Raw genomic sequence first — 19360 nt, forward strand, 5'->3', positions numbered from 1 at the left:
GGAGAGATCCCCTCACCGACGCCTGCGAGGTGAGCTGTCGGGTTCGGGCCGAATGAGTTGCCCGGCCACGCGCCTTCGGTCCCGTCTCCAGGACTCCCGGCACGCGGCTTCACCCCAAGCCGTTCCCGGACGTCTCTCGACTCCCGGGCCCGGCACTTACCTTGGGTCCCCCGCTCCTGCCCACGGCGCATGACGCGACGACTGTTCCCGTACGGCCGTTGGCAGGATTCGGCGTTGCGACCGTCGGGGCCCGCTGTGGCGAGCGGTCACGACCGTAAGCAGTCGATCGCCGGAAATTCAAAGACGATCAGGGCTTCTGAGACCCATCTCTCACTTGCGCCAAATGGGACATTCCACAGCGAACCGTGACGCGAACTCCCGCTACTGCTGGGCCGTTTCGGCGACGACGACAATGCTCCGACCAGGGACGACGAGGCCGGGACCGCTGTCGGCGGCCGTCGGGTCGGGGGCGGTCAGCTTGCCCAGGTCGTTCTCGAAGCCGAGGTTGTCGGAAGAGTTCCAGAGACTGCCCAAGACCTTTGCGGCGTAGGAGTCGTCGGGGGACGAGTCGTCGACGGCGTCGCTCCCGGCGGTCGCCGCGTGCCGTCCGGCGGAGCCGTCCTCGCCCGTCGCGCTCTCCGAGGCCTCTCCGCCGCGGTGCCGGCCGGTGCCGGTGGTCGCGTCGTCGGACGCACCCGAAGAGGCTTCCTTCTGACCCGACTTGGACGGATCGGCCGTTTTGTCACTCTTGCCCGTGTTCGCACCGGTCGCGCCGGAACTCGCCGAGGCGCTGGGCGACGGGGTGCCGGTGGACGGGGTGGAGGATTCACCCGAAGCGGACGAACCGCTCGAAGCGGACGCGCTGGGCCCGGTCGCCAGACCGGACGAGACGTAGGAACCGGCGTCACTGCTCGCCGAGTCGCCGGCCACGCCCGTGTCGACGCTGACCTCGCCCGAGCCCTTGCTGAGCCCCGAGAGCGGCCCGCAGGTCGGCCAGGCCGCGAGGCCCGTGTCGGCGAGCACCTTCTCGGCGACGGCTATCTGCTGCGAGCGGCTGGCCTGGTCGGCGGTCTGCGCATAGTCCAGGCCGCCGTGCGCCTCCCAGGTGGCCTGGTCGAGCTGGAGGCCGCCGTAGTAGCCGTTGCCCTGGTTGGAGCTCCACGCCCCACCGCTCTCGCACTGGGCGACACGGTCCCAGGTGGTGCCGTCGGCCGCGCTCGCGCTCGCCGCGGCGAGCAGCGGGATGGCGATCGCAGATCCGGTCACCCCTGCGGCGACGATGAGTGCCGGGGCCTGACGAGGGCGACGGTGACGGCCGTTCCCGGAGAGCATGCGGAAGCCTTTCGCGTGACAGCGGGGAGCAGCGCGGCTCCCGTCAATCAGGAAGCGTGGGCGCCGCGTTGATGGGTGAACGTAGCCGCAGTCGATCGCTGGTTACAAGTCGATGCAGTACAGATCACGCGAAGATCACAGATTTGATGGACCGTCACGTTCCGGTAGCCGTGGGAGCGCTCTTTCCGGTATGCGGAAGGATCACTTCAGCAGTGGCGGCGAAGGGTCGGCGATGGGCCGATCACGGCCTATTTGACCGGGGTGAACTCCACCGGAAGCGTACGCAATCCCCGCATAATGAGGCCTCCGCGCCAACGCAAATCGGTCGATTCTCCAGCGAGTTGGAGGTCGGGAAGACGCCTCAGGAGCGTCCCGAGCGCCGTCTGTCCCTCCAGCCGGGCGAGCGGCGCGCCCAGGCAGTAGTGGATGCCGTGGCCGTATCCCAAGTGCTGAAGGTCACTTCGGGAAAGATCGAGCGTGTCCGGATCCTGGAAGCGTTCGGGGTCGCGGTCCGCCGCCGCGAGCACCACGAGCACGGGATCGCCGGCCGCGATGTCCTGCCCGCCGATCCGCACGTCCTCGGTCGCGAACCGCCACGTGGCCAGTTCCACCGGCCCGTCGTAGCGCAGGAGTTCCTCCACTCCCGTCTCCAGCAGCCCGCTCTCCCCGGCCGCGAGGGAGGACTGGAGCCGCTCCCGCTGCCCGGGGTGGGTCAGCAGGGAGTGCATCCCGTTCCCGATGAGGTTGACCGTCGTCTCGAACCCGGCGAAGAGCAGGATGAAGGCCATCGCGGCGGCCTCGTTCTCGGTGAGGTGCTCGCCGTGGTCGGAGGCGCGGATGAGCCCGGAGATGAGGTCCTCGCCGGGCTCGGGCTCCGGGGTCAGGGCCTCGCGCTTGCGGTGGATGAGCTCGGCCAGGTACCCGCGCATCTTCTTCACGGACCGGGCGACCCCGCCCCTCGGCCCGCCGCCGTGCCGGATCATCATGCCCGCCCAGTCCCGGAAGTCGTCCTGGTCCTCGCGCGGGACGCCGAGCAGGTCGCAGATGGCGTAGATGGGGAGCGGGAAGGCGAACTCGTGGATGAGGTCGGCGGATCCGCGGGCCGCGAACCCGTCGATGAGCTGATCCGTCAGCTCCTGCACCCGGGGAGCGAATTCGGCCACCCGCCGGGGGGTGAACGCCTTGCTGACGAGCCGCCGCAGCCGGGTGTGGTCCGGCGGGTCGATGTTCAGCAGATGCGTCATCAGCTCGGCCTTGCGCTCCCCGGGGATCCCGGTCCGGCCCTTCGCGTGCTCGGGCCCGTCGTGATGCGCGGGGTTCTTGGACAGCCGCTGGTCGGCGAGCGTCTGCTTGGCGTCGGCGTACCGCGTGACGAGCCAGGCCTCCACGCCGCTGGGCAGCCTGGTGCGGTGCACGGGCGCGTGCTCCCTGAGCCAGGCGTAGGCCGGGTAGGGGTCGGTGGCGAACTCCCAGGTGAAGAGTTCGGGGGCGGCGCTGGAGGTGGCTTCGGGCTCGGTCACTCCCCGACGGTATCCGGGTGGCCCTCCGCCGCTCGGATCGCGTCACGGTAGGTGCGTGCCGCCGCCCGCAGGGCCGCCTCGGGGTCGACGCCCTCGGCCTCGGCCCGCACGGCCATCGCCAGCAGTTCGTACCCGACGCCCTCGCCGGCGGGCAGCGGGACGTCGAGTCCCGCCGTGCGCGCCCGGGACGACAGCTTCGCCGTCAGGGCCAGGCCCGGCTGGCCGAGCGGGACGCCCTGGGTGACGGAGGTGCGCCGCTTCTCCTCGGCCTTGGTCCGCAGCCAGTGCTCCTTGACCTCCTCGGGGGTGCCGGCCGTCTCGTCGCCGAAGACATGGGGGTGGCGGTGGATCAGCTTGGCGACGATCCCGCCGGCCACGTCGTCGACCGAGAACGGGGCCTCCGGGTCGTCCTCGGCGATCCGGGAGTGGAACACGACCTGGAGCAGGACGTCCCCCAGTTCCTCGCGCAGTTCGTCCCGGTCGCCCTCCTCGATGGCCTCGACGAGCTCGTACGCCTCCTCCAGGCCGTACTTCGCCAGGCCCTCGTGCGTCTGGCGCGACGACCAGGGGCACTCGGCGCGGATGCGGTCCATCACCTGGACGAGGTCGAGCAGCCGGGCGCCCGGCAGGTCGTACGAGGCGGGCAGCAGTTCCAGGTCGGGCATCCGTGTGCGGCCGGAGCCGGCGAGACGGGCCAGACCGTCGGTGAGCCGGGGTTCGCCCTCGCCGGTCGCGACGACCACCACCGTGCGGCCGCCCTCGCAGGCGTCGACCAGGTCCCGCGCGCTCGGGGACTCCGTGTCCACCGCGACGCCGGCCTCGCGCAGATACGGCACCTGCGGGTGCGCGCCGTCCGAGCACAGCACGCGGTCGGCACCGTGCAGCGCCTGCCAGGCCTGCCAGGACAGCAGCCCGGGCGCGACCCGGTGGCTGGTGGTGAGCAGGACGATACGGCCGGGCCCGCCGTCGCCCGCCTCGTCGACGGTCGCGTCGGCCGCGGTCCGCCCGCCGCCCTGGGCGGCACCCGTCGGTTCACTGATTGCGTTCACCCCTCGAACGTAACCCACGCGGCCGGCACCCCCGGAGTTGTCCACAGGCCGGGAGGTGCCGGGGCAGCCGTCCACAGGGCGGGAGGCGCCGGAACCGTCCACGGGCCGGGGGCGACGGCGGATCCGTCCACGGCCCGGGAGGGGCGACGGCGGTCCGTCGCCCCCGGGGGGCTAAGCGGTCTGGGGCTGCCCGGCCGCCACCGACACCTCGCGCAGCCACGGCGTCTTCGCGTCGACACGGCTGCTCTTCTGGACGTCCCAGGTGCCGTAGCGCGGGTTCAGGTCGACGTGGAGTTCCTTGGACGCGGAGGACATCGCCTTCCAGAAGGCTGCCTTGCCGGTCGTGGTGTTCATGTCGATGCCGAGCGCGGCGGCGAGCTTGCGGGCCTCGATCTCGGTGCGCAGGCTGTCGTCGAGGCGCTCGGGCGCCACGCCGTAGTTCGACAACCAGGCCGTCTCCAGCGCCTTCGAGCCGCCCGCCTGCTGTTCGAGGGCCGCGCGCATCTGCTGGGAGTCCTTGCGGGTGACGGTCACCCCGGCGTTCCTGGCCGCCCGGTCGAGGACCCGGTCCAGGACCATGCCGTGCAGGGTGTCGCGGGCGAGGGTGCCGGTGCTCGCGACGACCTGCGCGTACTGGGCGTCGTCCTTGCTGGCCGCGCGCTGCGCCGAGCGCACCTCGCCGACCCGGCTCTCCAGCTGCGAGACGGTGATCCGGCTGCCGCCGACGACGGCCGCCGCGCCCGGATGGGCATCGCTGCCACAGCCGGTGAGCAGGGGGGCCGCGGCGACGATCGCGGCGGAGAGGACGAGCGCGGTGCGACGGCGGCGGTGCAAGGAAGCCTCCCGAGGAGATTGTGCGACGGTGCACAAAGTCTTGCGGTGATCGATGGTAGGCAGTGGCCCGCCTCTCGGCCAGCCATTCGACCAACGATTCACGACGACTTCAGGCACCGCCGCGGCTTCCCCGCCTCGGGGAACGGCCGTTGTCCGCCCGTACGGGTGACTCCGGGCCGGTCCTCGCGTCAGCCGGTGATGGCGACCGGCGCGTCCCAGGCGTCGCGGTCCACGGTGAACGTGACGCCGCCGTGGGTCTCCTTGCTGTTGACCATGTACTGGTGGGCGCGGCTGTGGCCGGTGAACTGGGTGGCGCCCCAAGGCCAGTCGCTCGTCGTGGTGTTCGTCTTGTCCCACAGCGCGTACCAGAGGTTGCCCGGCAGGTCCGTCTTGTCCGCCGCGGTCGCGACGGCCTTGGCGCTCGAGCTGGTGAAGCCGTAGTACCCGGTGCGGAACGTCTTGGCGTGCAGGGCCTTGTCGAAGGCGCGCACGTACGTGAGCACGGCGTCGTTGCAGGCCTTGTTGGTGATGTCGTACGACTCCATGTCGAGGTAGACCGGGCTGCCGGCCTTCATGCCGAGGGCGGTGGCCTTGGCGACCGCGTCCGCGCCGTCCGCGGCGCCGAGGGACGCGGCGGTCGAGGCGGTGATCTTCTCCGGGCTGCTGCCCGTCTGGCAGGACGGCTGGGCGCCGACGTAGAGCGGGATGAGCTTCCAGCCGAGCGCGCTGACCGACTTCACCCAGGACGCGGTGAGGTTGGGCTGGTTGCACCCGCGGTTCTTGCCGCCGACGTACACGGCCGCGGCTCCGTAGAAGCCGGTGTGCCAGGCCGTCATCGCGCTGAGCGAGGGGGCGGCGCAGGTGTCGAAGGCGCGGCCCGTGAAGGTCTTCTGGGCGGGCCAGGTCGTGGCCGCCATGGAGGTCTGCGCGGCGATCCCGGCGCCCGCGACGACGGCGGCCCCGGCCACCCCCCAGGTGATGTATCTGCGCTTGCGCGACTGACGGTGCTCGGACATCTGAACCTACCCCTGGTCGTTGCGGTGGTACCGGCCGGTCGCGCGATGGCAGCGCGGAGACGCGCGAGGAGGCGCGCACGGCACGAAACAGGTCAACTTAACGTTTCGCACATGCCTGTTCGGACACGGAAGCCCCAGGAGAATCACAAGAGCCTCTCAGGACACGGCAAAATCTAGCCATGCACCTGCCCCAGCCATTCCAGGGTCCGCCGGATCTCGGCCGCGAGCGGATGTCCGGGGCCGTGCAGCCGCTCCACGTCGTGCAGCAGCCGGGCCAGTACGTCCCCGGCGGCGCCGCGGCCACCGAGCGCCAGCAGCAGATGGCCGATGCGGCGGCGGACGTCGAAGGCCAGTTCCGGGTCGGCGCCCGCGTACCGGTTCTCGTAGTACGGCAGCAGCGCGCGGTACTCGGCCAGCGCCTCCGCCGGTTCGCCCGACTGCTCCAGGCACTGGGCGGCTTCGTAGCGGTGGCGCAGTGACTGGGGGTCGGCGAGGCCGGCCTCGGCGGCGCGTTCGTCGGCGAGGCGGCGCAGTTCGGGCAGCGCGCGCCGGTACTGGCCGTCGTCCATGAGCGTGGCCGCGTACTGCCTGCGCAGGGTGCGGACGACCGGGGAGCGCTCGCCGTGCTGCCGCGCGGCGGTGGGCAGGATCGCGCCGAGGATGTCGACGGCCTGGGTGATCCGGCCCTCGCCCAGAAGGCGCTTGACCTCGTCGACGGCGTCGGCGACATCGGGTGTGCCGGCGTCCCGCACGGCGGGGGCGGGCCGGTGTGCGGGCGTGCGCGCGCGGTCGGGCCAGGGCGCGTGCGGGCGCAGGAAGGGGCGGGTGGGGTCGAGCGGGGCTCCGGTGGGGGTACCGCGCGGGGGCAGCAGCGGCGCCAGTCGCCCGTACACCTCCTGCGCCGAGGCCGGCCGGTGCTGCGGATCCTTCGCGAGCAGGCTCAGGACCAGGCTCTCCAGCGCCTCGGGGATCTCGGGGCGCAGCCGGCGCACCGGCAGCGGCGGCTCGTACAGATGGCGGTGCAGCACGCCGAGCGCCGTCGAGCCCGTGAACGGGACGTCGCCGCTGAGGAGTTCGTGGATCAGCACACCGAGCGCGTACAGGTCGGTGTACGGGCCGACCGCGCCGCCCATGGCCTGCTCGGGCGCCATGTAGGCGGGTGAGCCGATGGGGGAGCCGGTGTGGGTGAGGCGGGTGGTGTCGGTGTCCATGACGGAGGCGACGCCGAGGTCGAGGACGGTCACCGTGCCGTCCTGCTTCACCATCACGTTGCGCGGCTTGAGGTCGCGGTGGACGATCGGCACGGCGTGCACGGCGCTGAGCACGGCGCACAGTTGCGCGGCGACCGCGACCGCCCACTGCCACGGGTAGGGGTCGTGCTCGGCGAGGTGGTCGGCGAGGTCGGCGCCGTCCACGTACTGCATGACGAGGAACAGCTCGTCGCCCTCGCTGCCCGCGTCGTGCACGGTGACCAGGCCGGGGTGGTCGACCTGTGCGGTCACCCGGCACTCGCGCGCGAAGCGGCGCCGCAGTTCGTCGGCGTCCTGGCCGACGACCTTGTCGGGGCGCAGCAGCTTCACCGCGACGCGCCGGTCGAGCCGCTGGTCGTAGGCCGTCCAGACCTGGCCCATGCCTCCCTGGCCGATGAGGGTGGCCAGTTCGTACCGGCCGGCGACGACACGTGCGGCCGCCGCGCTCACCGTCCGCCCTCGTGTTCGCCGTGCCCCTGGTCCCCGTGTCTGCGCAGATAGTCGCTGAGTTCGTCGAGCTCGGCGCGCACCTGGTCGATGCGGGCGGGCGCGGGGTGCCGGGGCGGCGGGGGCTCGGGCATCGGCGGACCGGGAACGGCGGCCCGGGGCACGGGCGTTCCCGGTGTGTACGGGCCCACCACGGGAGGCCGGTGCGTGTACGGCTGCGGTGCGGACGGCGCGGTGTACGGCGGAGGGGCCGGCAGCGGCTGCGGATAGCCGTATCCCTCCGGGGCGGTCCGCGCGTGGGGCGGGGCGTAACCCATGGACCGCCGCCGCGCACGGTGGAAGCGGATGTCGCTGACCAGGTAGTACGCGACGCTGCCGGCACTGAGGACCAGCGAACCGGTCAGCGCGACATCGCCCCAGTGGTCGTCGTACGGCAGCGTACCGACGACCATGAGCAGGCCGATGGACACGGGCAGCGTCGTCCAGGCCGCCGCCCAGTCGAACCACCGCCCGCGGCGGAGCGCCACCTGGAACAGCGGAAGACAGGCGAACAGACCGCACGACAGGAGCCCGGCGGCGGCGAACAGAACGCGCAACGCGATGACGGTGACCGCGCCACGGGTGGGTGACGTCCCGTCGTGGCCGTACATGACTGCTCCCGGACCTGGGTTCGATAGGAGTTCGAGCGTATAGGCCGACACGGAACACCGGTCCCGGGTTGTACGGAACCGTTGTCGCGCTGATCACCTCGTACGACGCCGCAGGTGACGTAAGGGGACGGACCCGTGGCAGCCGGGCGCACGGGCCCCGTCCCCGGGCCTCAGCCCGGGGGCACCGTCCCGTCCGTCAGCCCGTCGTACAGGCCGCGTACGAGCTGGTCCCCCAGCCGGCCCGCGTGCCGCAGCGCCCGCTCGAACTCGTCGAGCGCGCGGAACCGGGCCCCGTAGCGCCGCTGTTCGTCCAGCGGGAGCCGGGGCAGCTGGAGCCTGCGCACGTCGAGCCGGGCGGCGGTGGACGCGTAGCTGCTGGCCTGGCGGTTGTTGGCGGTGCCGCGCAGGAACCCGGCGAGGAACCACGGGTCGAGCGCCGCGGGATCGGGGTGCAGGAGCACGAGGTTGCGCCCCAGCACGGCACCCGCCGTCGCGGCGTCGACCACCCGGACCACCGAGCCGCCGCCGAGCACCGGCACGACCACGTCGCCCGCCTCCGTCAGCACGGCCTCCTCGTCGCTCTCGGGCAGTGTCCCCGAGGGGTCGGTGCCGGCGAGCACGTCGTGGTCGGTGAGGACCGGCACCCGCGCGTGCCCGCCGTTTCCGCCGCTGCGCATCACCAGGGCGCTCCCGCGGGCGAGTTCGCCGACGGTGGTGAGCGGCCAGCGGGCGGGCGGCGCCGCCGGCCCGGGCGGCGGGGTGAGGCCGGCGGTCAGGCGCAGGGTCGCGTCGAGGCACGCGCGCACGGCCGCGAGCTGCTCGGCGCCGTCGGCCGCCGCCGGGGGCGGGAGGTGGCGGGCCGGGGCGAGGTCGACGTCGTCGTCGAGGAGTTCGATGACGGGAACGGAACGCGCCAGGCCGGGCCGTTCCGGGAAGGTGCCGTCCCGGTCGTGGGCCCGCCAGGCGTCGAGCACCACGTCCCTGACGGCCTGCCAGTCGGGGCCGCCGCGCCCCTCGCCGGCGAACTCCCCGGCGTCGGCCAGCAGCACCTCGGGCCGCCCGGGTGCCTTCTCGGGCCGGCGCAGCACCCACAGGTGCAGGGGGATGTTGTACGGGGCCGCCGCGCCGACCGGCAGGGCGACGACGGCCCGCAGCGCGCCCCGGCGCAGCAGGTCGGCGCGGATCCGGCGGCCGGAGCGGCGGGAGGCCGTGGCGGGCGGCATGAGCAGGACGGCGGTGCCGCCGTCGCGCAGCCGGGCCAGCGCGTGCTGCACCCAGGCCAGCTCGGACTCGGCGCGGGCCGGGAAGCCGTACTCCCAGCGGGGGTCGTAGGCCAGTTCGTCGTGCCCCCAGTTGCGCTCGTTGAACGGGGGGTGGCACAGGACGGTGTCGGCGCGCAGCCCGGGGAACGCGTCGGCGCGCAGACTGTCGCCGGCGGCCGCCCGCACGGTGGCCTGCCCGTGCAGGGCGAGCCGGAGGGCGGTGAGCACGGCGAGGTCGGGGGCGCTGTCCTGGGCGTGGAACTCCTGGCCGGGGCGGGCGTCGAGGGCGCACAGCAGGGCGCCGGTGCCGCAGGCCGGGTCGAGGACGCTGCGGGCGGGGCCGGCGAGGTCGGCCATGAGGCGGGCGAGCTCGGTGGGGGTGGGGGTGTACTGGCGCGGGTTGGCGTCGAGGTGCCGCCCGAGCAGGAACTCGTAGGCCTGTCGGGCGCCCAGCTCGGCGGCGAGCTCGGCCACGCCCCGCAGGAGGGGGGTGGAGGGGTACAGCTGGGGTCCCGTGGGAAGGGCGACCCCGAAAGTGTTCACAGCATCCGGTCGGTCAACAGCCGGCTGCGCCTCCGCGCCCGCCTCGGCGTGAACACCGCCCCGACCCTGCGTCCAGCCGAACCGCGGGGCGGCCACCTGCTCCAGCGCGGCCGGCAGCAGGGCGGCGAGGCGTTCGTCGGAACCGGCGCTCGCCTCCAGCCAGACCGTCGGCCGGTCATGGATGAGCAGCAGTGCGAAACCGGCGTGGGTGAGCCCGGTGGCCGGGCCCTCGGGATGGCCCGCGAGTTGCTGCCATACCCGTTCCCGCAACGGCACTTCGGCGAGTTTGCCCTGGTGGCGCAGCCAGGCCTCGACCTCGGCCAGCGCGAACGACGGGCTCGTCTCCGTACCGCCGACGGGCTTGGGGAAATCGGCGTGGCGACGGCGCCAGTTGCTCACGGCCGCGCGGCCGACACCGGCCAGCCGCGCGATTCCGGCGGCGGTCACTTCGGTGGCGTTGTCCTGCACCCGCCCCGCTCCCCTCGTCCCGACTGGTCCCTGCGTGATGTCGAGCATACCGACGCATACAAGATCTACCCGTTCACACTGTGCACGCAAGATGTTGCGTGAACCGTGTTGACTCGATTCACAGGCTCTGTTGTTATTGACCCAGCGAACGAGCGGCCGTCATCAAGACGTCCGCCGGGGGGAGGGAACAGTCGTGAGCGTGGTCGGCAGGGCCGCACTGAGTGCCACCGTAGGCCTCGTGATCATCGGTGTCGTCTCGGCGAACGCCCGTGACCACGGCCACGGCCTGGGCCACCCGGGCGGCGGCGACAAGGGTTCGGTGTCGACGACTCCACAGCCCGGCGCCCCGCGGCACACCGCTCCGGCCGCGACGCCCCGCTGACCTTCCGCCGCACACCCCACCCCACCCCTCCCCGCCACAAGCACCGCGCCACCCCGCACCACCCGCAGGACCCGCGCCACTCGCACCACCCGCAGGACCCGCGCCACTCGCACCACCCGCAGGACCTGCACCACCCGCACCACCCCGACTCCGCCCGGCCCGCCGAGCGTTCGGAGTCCCGCAGCCGCAAGCCCCGCCCGAACGCCCGAACGGACACTCGGCCCGTTCCGGCCCCACCTTCGAAGGACAGATCCCGATGCGTCATCCCTCCCGCCCGGCCAAGGCCCTGCTCGTCGCCGCCGTCCTCCCGCTCGCCCTGACGGCCTGCTCCTCCGCGAGCGACACCTCGTCCCCCTCCACCACCGCCTCCAAGGCGTCCAAGGACCCCAACGCCGGCCTGCTGACCGGCGCGCGGCTCAAGAAGACGCTGGCGCCCGCCTCCTTCTTCGCCGCCGGTTTCGCGGTCGACCCGAAGGGCGTCCGGGACTCCGGCCCCATGTACACCGCGCCGAGCTACGCCCCCGCGGCGAAGCCCGACTGCACCCTTCTCGGCGGCACCAGCTGGATATCGATCACCGGCGACGCGGGCGTCTCGTTCGCCCAGAACGACTACGTCAGCAAGAACACGTCCGAGGACATCGCCCAGGAGGTCGACACCTTCCGCGGCACGACCGCGGCGACCGTGCTGGAGCACCTGAAGAAGACCGTCGCCTCGTGCCCGGAGTACACCGACTCGGACACGCACACCAAGGTGAAGATCACCGGCGCCGACACCCCCGGTCTCGGTGACGCCGCCTACACGATCACGCTGACCGACAGCGCCTGGCAGAACGGCTCGACCCTGATCGCCGCCCAGTCCGGGACGGACCTCGTCACGGTGATGTCCACCGACGGGCACGACAACGGCGCGGCCACCGCGAAGAAGCTGACCGCACGGATCGTGACCTCCCTGAAGGCCGAACACGCGCACGCGTGACGCGCGGGATGGGACCATGGCGCCCCCGGGTGGTTTCCCGGGGGCCCGGGAGTCTCTCGGGGGGTTCGCGGGGTTTTCGGGGGTGTGATGGACAAGCGCTTGGAAGCCGGCTGGTTCCAGCGGCTGGCGTGGTCGGTGCTGGCGGTCGGATCGTTCGGTCTGCTGGTGTGGGTGCCGTTCCTGTACGTGGCGATCCGCCGGGGGCGGGGATCCGACTGGGGGGCCTTCGCCGCGTTCGCGCTGTACGAGGTGGGGTCGCTGTCGCTCGCGACCGTCCCGGCGGACAGGGGGAACGGGGCTCTGGGCCTGGTCGCCCTGACCACGTTCGGCATGGCCGTCTGGATGCTGATGTTCCCGCTGTTCGACAAGCCCACCCCGCGCAACGCCATGGCCGTCGGCATGGGCCCCGCCCCCTGGCCGGCCCAGCAGGCGGGCAACCCCTACCTGCGCTGACCCCCGGCGGGCCCGGCGTCCGGACGCACCGGGCCGCGGGGATCAGCCCTTCCGCGTCCCGCGCCGGATCCTGACGGCCGGATAGGCCAGCAGGCCGCCGACGCACCAGAGGAAGGCGCTGAGCGCGGCCCACCCGCCGACGCCGGTCTCCGGATCGCCGAAGCCGAACACGGTGTACATCAGGGCGAGCAGGGACCAGAGCCCGGCGAGCGTCCCGAAGACGACGAGGACCGCCGTCTGGCCCGCGGTCCGCCGGGTCCGGGCCGCCCCCTTCCCCTGCTCGACGGCGGGGCCGGAATCCCGGCTCCGGGACTCCGCGGCCGGGCGCTCGGGCCGCCGCTGCCGTGGCGGCAACTGCACCGCCGTGCCCGGAGGCACCGCCGCGTCGACGGTCGCCATGGTGTGCGCGTCGACCCCGTACTCCCCCGGCTCCACCTCCACGCAGATCCCGTCGGTCCCGATGAGCCGGCGTCCGCCGTCGGGGAAGCTCAGCACGGCGGCGCAGTCGCGGTAGAGCACGGTGACCGCGTCGCCGCCCGCCGTCAGGCTGACGCCCTCGCCCCCGACGACCAGGGCCGTCCCGTCCTCGTGCACGGAGGCGAACCGCTTGCCGGTGACGGCGTACGCCGACCTGGTCGGCGCGGCCGTGTAGCCGGCCCAGTCGGCGGTGTGCCCCGAGGGCGTCTGGAGCAGTGCGGTCCCGGCGGCCTCCAGAGCGACCGCGTGCACGTGCCGCGGTGTCACCGCCCACAGTTCGCCGCGCAGTTCGTCGACCGTGCGCGGGTGCCGGTGGGCGAGCAGGTCCTCCGCCGCGCCCGGCAGCCGTCGTACGGCCGAGTCGGGCGCGGTCAGCGCGGAGTCCCTGCGGCCGCGTACGGCGTCGAGGTCGGCCTGCGCGATCCGGCCGGCCTGGAGTCCGGCGAGGACGTCGATGAACCCGCCGAGGACCGCGTCCTGCTTGGCGGGCAGGGAGTCCGCGAAGGCGGTGACGGTCGCGTGCCCGTCCCGGCGGGGCGCGTAGTCGCCGGCCGCCGTGTACGAGTAGCCGCCCTCCTGGCGCAGTGCGCGGGAGAGTTCGCGTTCCAGGACGCCCGCGTACATCCGGGCGGCGGCGGTGTCGGTGACGACGGCGTCGAGCAGGACCCCGCCCTGGCCCTCGGAGAAGAAGGCGGGGGCGGTGGGCAGGGCCGAGGTGACCCGGGGCATCGCACGGCGATCGCCGCCGGGCAGCCGGAGCGAAAGCCCGGCGGGCAGCCGTTCGCCCGCGATCCACAGCACGGCGTTGTCCCGGGTGAACCAGCTCTGCGCCCAGTGCCGTACGTCGTCCGGCCGCGCCTGCCGTACGCCCCACTCGGGGTAGCTGCTCAGCCCGTAGCCCTGGGCCCCGTACCGCCACAGCGGGAGCTGTCCCGGTTCACGCCGGGCCTCCTCGGTGCGCAGGATCTCCTTCTCGGTCTCCAGCCGCTCCATGGGCAGATCGAGGAGGGAGGAGCACACGCCGTGGAGGTAGGCGACGACCTCGTGCTCGGCGCCCTCCACGTGGAAGTGGGTGAACGCGGCCTTGGTCGCCCCGTTGAAGTGGTAGTCGGCCAGGCCCTGGCGGTGCAGCGCCAGATGCTCGACCAGGTGCGTGATCCCGGCGCCGGCGAGGGTCTCGTCGGCGACACCGACGCGGAAGACGAGCCCGGCGCGCACGGGTCCGGCCGCGTACGCGAAGAGGGCCGGTATGCCGTCGATCTCGGTGTGATGGATGGCCTGGTTCATCGTCAGCCTCTTCCCAGTGCGGCGGAGCGGTGACGTACGTACTGCTCGGCGGGCTTGCCGAGGTAGCTCCACGGGTACTCGGAGGCCAGACCGCCGAGCGCGCGGAAGTGGGCGGCCGCGCGGGCGGTGTCCCCGGCCAGCGAGAAGAGCGCGGCGAAACAGCCCTGGACGGTCACCCACCCGTACGTCGGCCGGTGGCCGGGGTGCAGGACGGAACGCCCGGCCGCCTCGACGAGTTCGGCGTGGACGTTGGGCTGCCGCAGGTAGTCGGTGCGCGCGTTGCCGGAGGAGGGCAGGTCGATCCAGTGCTCGATGTGCGCCTCGGCCACCAGCCCGCCGTTCAGGGCGCCTTCGGGCGCGCCGAGCAGGCATGCGCGGGCGAAGCCGTGCGCCGCCTCCCAGCTTCCGCCCCACTTCGGGCACAGCTGCTGGAGGAGGCGGGCCTGTCCGGTGAAGTGGTGCGGGTGGTGGGCGGCCAGCCGGTCGTACCGGCGCCGGGCCTCGTTCTGTCCGAGTTGCAGTCCCCTGCTCGTGGTCAGGCGCGCGGCCCAGGCCGCGTCGTACGTCGGGTCGAGTGCCGTCGCCCGGATCAGCAACTGCTCGCCCGTCCGCAGGTGTTCGTGCATCTGCCGGAACTGCTCCCGACTGACGTCCTGGGCGCGGGCGGCGGTCCGGATCTCCCAGCCGATCTCGGTCTCGCGGCTCCCGAGCGCGGTCAGGGCGAGCACGTCGTCGGGGGCGGCGGCGACGACCTCGCGCAGGAGGTGCTCGACGCCGGGCACTTCGGCGATCACACGGACGAGGAAGGCCCGGTCGGCGTCGTACGGGAGCCCGTCGACGTACCGCCGGATCGCCGCCCAGTCCCGTGCGCCGGCGGCCTGCCGCAGCCATCCGGCCTCGGGATGGGCGGAGGCGAGCTCGAAATCGGGTGGCGCAAGGGGCACATCGGTCGGCATGGAGCGGATGGTAGGCGGCGGACGGAAAGTTCCTTCCGCCCAGGTAAGGGGAGGGTGTGGGGACACAGGCCCCAAAGGGCACATACGGGCGCCTGCTTGACCTTCCCGTGAAGGATCTTGACTCTCCCATGGCTCGAACTTGGGTTCGCCTTGCGGGAAGTGATCGTCCGGCGTCCCCCTGGCTTGAAACACTCCCTGGGCCGCCCCCCACGTCCCGGCACCGTCAAACAGGAGACCGTCCATGGCTCTCAACGCCCGCCGCAACAGACAACTGCTGGAGACCTCGGCGCCCTTGCTGCTCCAGGGTGAGCGGGTCGAGCTGACCACGCTCGCCGCCATCGGTACCGTCTCGGTGCGCAAGCAGGCCCTCACCACGATCCTGGTCGGCGTGCTCACCCTCGGCATGGTGATGGCGACGGTCAGGCCGCGCGTGGCCTACATCGTCCTGACGAACCAGCGGATCCTGTTCTTCGACGGCAACCGGGGCGGAAAGCCGGGCGCGTTGCTGATGAACATGCCCCGCGCGTACGTCACCGCGACCGCGGCCAGGAAGGCGTTCCTGGGCCTGAAGACGGTCACCCACCTGACCGTCGAGGGCCAGGACGGCGCCCTCAAGGTCGACTTCCCGGTCCAGACCCGCGCCGACGGGGCGGTGTTCGCGGGCGCACTGCCGGTCACCCGCTGACCCCCTCCGGGGCCGCCCCCCAGGGCGGCCCCACCTCGCACCACAGCACCTTCCCGCTCCGGCCGAACAGTTCGTCGCCGAGCGGATGACCGCCCCAGGCGTCCGCGTAGTGGCACACGAGGAACAGCCCGCGCCCGCCGTCCACTTCGGCCGGCACGGGCCCGAGCACGCCGTACCGCCTGTCGAACGGGGGCGGGATACGGGGGTCGCCGTCCTGGACGCTGATCCGCAGCCGGCCCCGGCCGAGGGCCCGGAGCCGGAGCGTCGAGGGGCCGCCGGAGTGCCGGTAGGCGTTGGTGACGAGTTCCGAGGCCAGCAGTTCGGCCGCGTCGGCGACGGAGGCCATGCCGTGCCCGCCGAGAACCGCCTTCAGGGTGACCCGGGCGACGCGCGGCGCGAGCGGATCATGGGGGAGCCGGAGGGCGTACGCCCAAGAGGGGGACGCATCGGACTTCTGCGGGGATACGGTGACCATGAACGCCTCCTGCGGCGGGGGTATTCGGGTTCGCTCTACCGGCCCGGCCGGGCGGTGGCATGTCGCGGGTCAGCGGTGCGCTTCCGTCTTACCGGCGGGGGGAGTTGAGCGACTTGGACGCTCCGACCGTAGGGCGCTTCATGGACTACATTCCATGAAATGAGGGGAATGCAGCCCCTATTGCCTTCGTGTGGGTGACCCACGCGCCATACGTACGAACGGGAAGTCGCCGCTCATGCCCCAGCCGAGCACACTGCCCACCGCTCGCCGCCGCCGACTCGGGGTCGAGCTGCGGAGGCTGCGCGAACGTGCCGACCTGTCCGCGACGCAGGCCGCCGCGCTGCTGGGCGCCACGCAGTCCCGTGTGAGCAACATCGAGGCCGGCCGCTACGGCGTCAGCGCCGACCGGGTGCGTGCCATGGCCCGCCACTACGACTGCACCGACGAACCGCTGGTCGACGCGCTCGCGGCGATGACCGGCGAGCGCCGGCGGGGCTGGTGGGAGGAGTACCGCGAGATCCTTTCGCCGCGCATGCTGGACCTCACCGAGGTGGAGCACCACGCCGTCGCGCTCCGCGTGGCACAGGTCATCAACATCCCCGGGCTCCTGCAGACCCCGGGCCACGCCCGCGCCCTGTTCGGCCACACCGTGCCCGCCCTGAAACCCCACGAGATCGAGCACCGCGTCTCCCACCGGATCAAACGGCAGGCTCTCCTCCACCGCGAACAACCGCGGTCCTACACGGCGATCATCCACGAGGCCGCCCTGCGCATGCGCTTCGGCGACCGCGGCACGGTCAGGGCCCAGCTCCAACACCTCAACGAGTTGAGCGAACTCGACCACGTCACGATCGCCGTCGTCCCCTTCGCCGGCGGCCCGTTCCACACGTCCGGACAGGGAATCGACTACTTCCACGGCCCGGTCGGCCAGCTCGACACCGTCCAGCTGGACACCGACCACGGCTCCGAACTCATCGACGCTCCTGCCCAGTTGGAACGCCAGCGCCTCGTCCTGGACGGCATGGAACAAGTCGCTCTCCCCCAGGCCGAGTCCCGCGACTTCATCGCCCGAATCGCCCAAGAACTCTGAAGGAGCCCTCGATGCCCGAACTGAACTGGCAGAAGTCCACGTACAGCCAGGAGGCGTCGTCCTGCGTCTTCGTCGCCGCCACCCCCACCGGAACGATCCTCCTCCGCGAGAGCGACGTACCGGAGACCGTCCTCGCCACCGGACCACGCCAACTCGCCGACCTGATAGCCGCCCTGCGGAGGCCGTGACCCCGGCGTCGCCCCGTTGTCAGAGGGGGTGGGTAGGGTCGGCGCACCTGATCAGTCGAGGAGCGCGCATGAGATCTCCGGCCGAGTTGGACGACGTCCCGTGGTCCGAGCTGACCCACGCCTACGGCCCCGCCGATGACGTACCCGAGCTGATCAAGGTGCTCTACGGCGACGACGACGAGGCCGCGGGCGAGGCGATCTACGAGTTCCACGGCAACATCTACCACCAGGGCACGATCTACGAGGCCTCGGCCCCGGCGGTCCCCTTCCTCGCCCACGCCGTCCTGCACGCGCCGGGCAGGCGCGAGGACCTGCTGATGCTGCTGGCCGTCCTCGCCGACCACGACCCCGCCTCGGTCGACTCGCCGCACTGGCCGCACAGCGACATCGCCGCGATCTGCGCCGAACTCTGCGCGGTGCTCCCTGACCTGCTGCCCTGCCTCGGGGACCCCGGGCGCGGGGTGCGCCGGGCCGCGCTGCGGACCTTCGCGGCCGTGGCCGACCTGCTCCCGGACGACACCCGGGCCCTGGCCGTCAAACGGGTCGACGCGCTGTACGCCGACGATCCCGTACCCGCCGTACGGGCGGACGCGCTGATCCTCCTGAACCGCTTCGGGCGGGTGCTGGAACCCCTGGACAGCCCGCTGGCCGAGATCCGGCTCGCCGCGGCCCAGCTGGCCGCCGAACGCAACGGGCCGCCGTACGCGCCCGAACTCGTGGAGGTCTTCGCCGAGGACGGCGCCGACCCCGACCCCGGGGAGGACGAGTTCCCCTGGTCGGACACCAGCACGCAGGAGCAACGGCTCACCAACCTGCTCACGCGGGAGCCGGACGTCGCCCTCACCGTCGCCGCCCGGTGGATCGCGCACGGGGACATCGGCTCGCGCGGCTCCTGGCTGGCCGGACACGTCGCCGAGCGGTGGCGCGACCGCGAGCGCGAGGTCCTGGACCTGCTGGTGGCCGCGCTCCCCCACCACAGCAAGCCCTCCTCCCTGCTCCGCACGATCGGCTACTGGGTCGAGCACCTGCCCGAACCGGACGCGGCCCTGCGGGACGCCCTCCACGAGCTGGCAGGGGCCGACGGCGAGACGGCCGAACCGGCGCTGCTCGCCCTGGTGCGCTCCCGCGACACCCGTGCCGTGGACCTGGTGCTCGACCGCCCCTCCGCCCGGCTGCTCGCGGCGACGGCACGGCACTTCCCCGAGGCGGCCGGCCGGCTGATACCCGTGATCCGCCGTGAACTGGCCGCGGGCGCCGACGGCAACGACGGCATCGCCCTGGTCCAGGCCCTGGCCCGGTTCGGCACCGCGGCCCGCGCGGCCCAGCCCGAGCTGATCGACTGTCTCGGTACCCGCCGCGCGGCCATCGTCGCCGCCCGCCAACTGGGCGCCAACGGCGTACGCACACCGGAGATCACCGACCTCCTGGAAGAAGCCACGCGGAGCGGTGACGCCTCGCTGCGGGCGTCGGCGGCCGTGGCCCACCACCTGCTGACCGGTGACCCCGACACGGCGCTGCGCACCTACGAGGCGCTGCTGTCGTCCCGGGGCCAGACCCACTGGTACCTGAGCGGCCTGGAGTCGATGGGCACGGCAGCCGCCCCGCTACTCCCCCTCGTCGAGCCCCTGCTGGAAGCCGGCTACGACTGGACGCGCAAGGCGGCCGCCGAGGCCCACCACTGGCTCACCGGCTCACCGGACCGCGCGGTCCCGATCCTGGCCGACATCGCGGGCCCCACCCCGGTCGGCCTCAGCGCCCTCAAGGCACTGGCCGGGATGGGCCGTTGCCCAGCGGAACTCCACCCCGCCCTCCACACCTACATCGCGTCCCCGGAACGCCTGCTCGCCGACTCCCCCGTCGGAGGCCAGGACCACCCGGACACCGAACTGCGCACCCTGTCCAGGATGTTGCTCATGCTCGGCTGACCGGATCCGCCGTGCCCGGCCTCACCGGCCGGCCGCTCCACGGCCTCGGCCCGCGCCACCGCAGCCCGAACCCCGCACAACCTTCCGCCGCCTCG

General features: G+C 72.9%; 18 protein-coding genes and 1 riboswitch. Of the genes, 7 read left to right on the plus strand and 11 right to left on the minus strand.

Annotated elements, in window-relative coordinates; genetic code table 11:
* Positions 1-4 precede the first annotated feature (4 nt).
* A riboswitch (cyclic di-AMP (ydaO/yuaA leader) is annotated at positions 5-244 on the minus strand.
* Between the two features lie 137 nt (positions 245-381).
* From ACFWI4_RS25705 to ACFWI4_RS25740, 8 genes are all read right to left on the minus strand, one after another.
* A complete protein-coding gene (locus tag ACFWI4_RS25705) occupies positions 382-1266 on the minus strand; it encodes a transglycosylase family protein (RefSeq protein WP_387200406.1) in 885 nt (294 codons plus the stop codon).
* Positions 1267-1580: 314 nt separating this feature from the next.
* Positions 1581-2852: a cytochrome P450 gene (locus ACFWI4_RS25710; RefSeq protein ID WP_387200409.1), complete on the minus strand. Its 1272-nt coding sequence runs from the start codon at positions 2850-2852 to the stop codon at positions 1581-1583.
* Positions 2849-3802: a nucleoside triphosphate pyrophosphohydrolase gene (locus ACFWI4_RS25715; RefSeq protein ID WP_387200490.1), complete on the minus strand. Its 954-nt coding sequence runs from the start codon at positions 3800-3802 to the stop codon at positions 2849-2851. Before ACFWI4_RS25715 ends, ACFWI4_RS25710 begins: the two co-directional genes overlap by 4 nt.
* Positions 3803-4072: 270 nt before the next feature.
* Positions 4073-4735: a SurA N-terminal domain-containing protein gene (locus tag ACFWI4_RS25720; RefSeq protein ID WP_387200412.1), complete on the minus strand. Its 663-nt coding sequence runs from the start codon at positions 4733-4735 to the stop codon at positions 4073-4075.
* 188 nt (positions 4736-4923) lie between these two features.
* Complete coding sequence (locus ACFWI4_RS25725; RefSeq protein ID WP_387200415.1) at positions 4924-5751, minus strand: glycoside hydrolase domain-containing protein; 828 nt, start codon at positions 5749-5751, stop codon at positions 4924-4926.
* A gap of 173 nt (positions 5752-5924) precedes the next feature.
* Complete coding sequence (locus tag ACFWI4_RS25730; RefSeq protein ID WP_387200493.1) at positions 5925-7409, minus strand: protein kinase; 1485 nt, start codon at positions 7407-7409, stop codon at positions 5925-5927.
* 38 nt (positions 7410-7447) lie between these two features.
* Entirely contained in the window at positions 7448-8098 is a 651-nt protein-coding gene (locus tag ACFWI4_RS25735; protein ID WP_387200418.1) for a hypothetical protein, read from the minus strand.
* Positions 8099-8268: 170 nt separating this feature from the next.
* Positions 8269-10419 (minus strand): N-6 DNA methylase, encoded by a 2151-nt coding sequence (locus tag ACFWI4_RS25740; protein WP_387200420.1) that lies wholly within the window; start codon positions 10417-10419, stop codon positions 8269-8271.
* A gap of 145 nt (positions 10420-10564) precedes the next feature.
* Here ACFWI4_RS25740 and ACFWI4_RS25745 point away from each other — a divergent pair, with 145 nt between their 5' ends.
* From ACFWI4_RS25745 to ACFWI4_RS25755, 3 genes are all read left to right on the plus strand, one after another.
* On the plus strand, positions 10565-10753 hold the full coding sequence (locus ACFWI4_RS25745) for a hypothetical protein (protein WP_387200423.1): 189 nt from the start codon (positions 10565-10567) through the stop codon (positions 10751-10753).
* Positions 10754-11009: 256 nt separating this feature from the next.
* A complete protein-coding gene (locus ACFWI4_RS25750; RefSeq protein WP_387200426.1) occupies positions 11010-11729 on the plus strand; it encodes a hypothetical protein in 720 nt (239 codons plus the stop codon).
* Positions 11730-11816: 87 nt separating this feature from the next.
* Positions 11817-12182 (plus strand): hypothetical protein, encoded by a 366-nt coding sequence (locus ACFWI4_RS25755; RefSeq protein ID WP_387200429.1) that lies wholly within the window; start codon positions 11817-11819, stop codon positions 12180-12182.
* Positions 12183-12224: 42 nt separating this feature from the next.
* Here ACFWI4_RS25755 and ACFWI4_RS25760 read toward each other — a convergent pair whose 3' ends face one another.
* Together ACFWI4_RS25760 and ACFWI4_RS25765 are read right to left on the minus strand one after the other, a co-directional pair.
* A complete protein-coding gene (locus ACFWI4_RS25760; protein WP_387200431.1) occupies positions 12225-13946 on the minus strand; it encodes an insulinase family protein in 1722 nt (573 codons plus the stop codon).
* A gap of 2 nt (positions 13947-13948) precedes the next feature.
* Positions 13949-14902, minus strand: a complete 954-nt coding sequence (locus ACFWI4_RS25765; RefSeq protein ID WP_387200434.1) for a hypothetical protein — start codon at positions 14900-14902, stop codon at positions 13949-13951.
* A gap of 241 nt (positions 14903-15143) precedes the next feature.
* Here ACFWI4_RS25765 and ACFWI4_RS25770 point away from each other — a divergent pair, with 241 nt between their 5' ends.
* On the plus strand, positions 15144-15587 hold the full coding sequence (locus ACFWI4_RS25770) for a hypothetical protein (RefSeq protein ID WP_385399812.1): 444 nt from the start codon (positions 15144-15146) through the stop codon (positions 15585-15587).
* Here the strand turns inward: ACFWI4_RS25770 and ACFWI4_RS25775 are convergent.
* Positions 15577-16062: an ATP-binding protein gene (locus ACFWI4_RS25775; protein ID WP_387200437.1), complete on the minus strand. Its 486-nt coding sequence runs from the start codon at positions 16060-16062 to the stop codon at positions 15577-15579. The two genes, ACFWI4_RS25770 and ACFWI4_RS25775, sit on opposite strands and share 11 nt — an antisense overlap.
* A 235-nt stretch (positions 16063-16297) precedes the next feature.
* On the opposite strand from ACFWI4_RS25775, the gene ACFWI4_RS25780 reads away from it, so the two are divergent.
* The 3 genes from ACFWI4_RS25780 (at position 16298) to ACFWI4_RS25790 (ending at position 19265) form a co-directional block, all read left to right on the plus strand.
* Positions 16298-17152, plus strand: a complete 855-nt coding sequence (locus tag ACFWI4_RS25780; RefSeq protein WP_387200440.1) for a helix-turn-helix domain-containing protein — start codon at positions 16298-16300, stop codon at positions 17150-17152.
* A gap of 11 nt (positions 17153-17163) precedes the next feature.
* Complete coding sequence (locus ACFWI4_RS25785; RefSeq protein ID WP_387200443.1) at positions 17164-17340, plus strand: DUF397 domain-containing protein; 177 nt, start codon at positions 17164-17166, stop codon at positions 17338-17340.
* Between the two features lie 68 nt (positions 17341-17408).
* Complete coding sequence (locus ACFWI4_RS25790; protein ID WP_387200446.1) at positions 17409-19265, plus strand: hypothetical protein; 1857 nt, start codon at positions 17409-17411, stop codon at positions 19263-19265.
* The last annotated feature ends 95 nt before the right edge of the window (positions 19266-19360 follow it).

The organism is Streptomyces sp. NPDC127038, from assembly GCF_042725875.1.
Classification (GTDB): Bacteria; Actinomycetota; Actinomycetes; order Streptomycetales; family Streptomycetaceae; genus Streptomyces.

Excerpts from the sequence above, each read along its gene's own strand:
- ACFWI4_RS25785 (WP_387200443.1), top strand. The coding sequence starts at position 17,164 with ATGCCCGAACTGAACTGGCAGAAGTCCACGTACAGCCAGGAGGCGTCG.
- ACFWI4_RS25735 (WP_387200418.1), bottom strand. The coding sequence starts at position 8,098 with ATGTACGGCCACGACGGGACGTCACCCACCCGTGGCGCGGTCACCGTC.
- ACFWI4_RS25790 (WP_387200446.1), top strand. The coding sequence starts at position 17,409 with ATGAGATCTCCGGCCGAGTTGGACGACGTCCCGTGGTCCGAGCTGACC.
- ACFWI4_RS25765 (WP_387200434.1), bottom strand. The coding sequence starts at position 14,902 with ATGCCGACCGATGTGCCCCTTGCGCCACCCGATTTCGAGCTCGCCTCC.
- ACFWI4_RS25725 (WP_387200415.1), bottom strand. The coding sequence starts at position 5,751 with ATGTCCGAGCACCGTCAGTCGCGCAAGCGCAGATACATCACCTGGGGG.
- ACFWI4_RS25780 (WP_387200440.1), top strand. The coding sequence starts at position 16,298 with ATGCCCCAGCCGAGCACACTGCCCACCGCTCGCCGCCGCCGACTCGGG.
- ACFWI4_RS25770 (WP_385399812.1), top strand. The coding sequence starts at position 15,144 with ATGGCTCTCAACGCCCGCCGCAACAGACAACTGCTGGAGACCTCGGCG.
- ACFWI4_RS25750 (WP_387200426.1), top strand. The coding sequence starts at position 11,010 with ATGCGTCATCCCTCCCGCCCGGCCAAGGCCCTGCTCGTCGCCGCCGTC.
- ACFWI4_RS25760 (WP_387200431.1), bottom strand. The coding sequence starts at position 13,946 with ATGAACCAGGCCATCCATCACACCGAGATCGACGGCATACCGGCCCTC.
- ACFWI4_RS25740 (WP_387200420.1), bottom strand. The coding sequence starts at position 10,419 with ATGCTCGACATCACGCAGGGACCAGTCGGGACGAGGGGAGCGGGGCGG.
- ACFWI4_RS25755 (WP_387200429.1), top strand. The coding sequence starts at position 11,817 with ATGGACAAGCGCTTGGAAGCCGGCTGGTTCCAGCGGCTGGCGTGGTCG.
- ACFWI4_RS25775 (WP_387200437.1), bottom strand. The coding sequence starts at position 16,062 with ATGGTCACCGTATCCCCGCAGAAGTCCGATGCGTCCCCCTCTTGGGCG.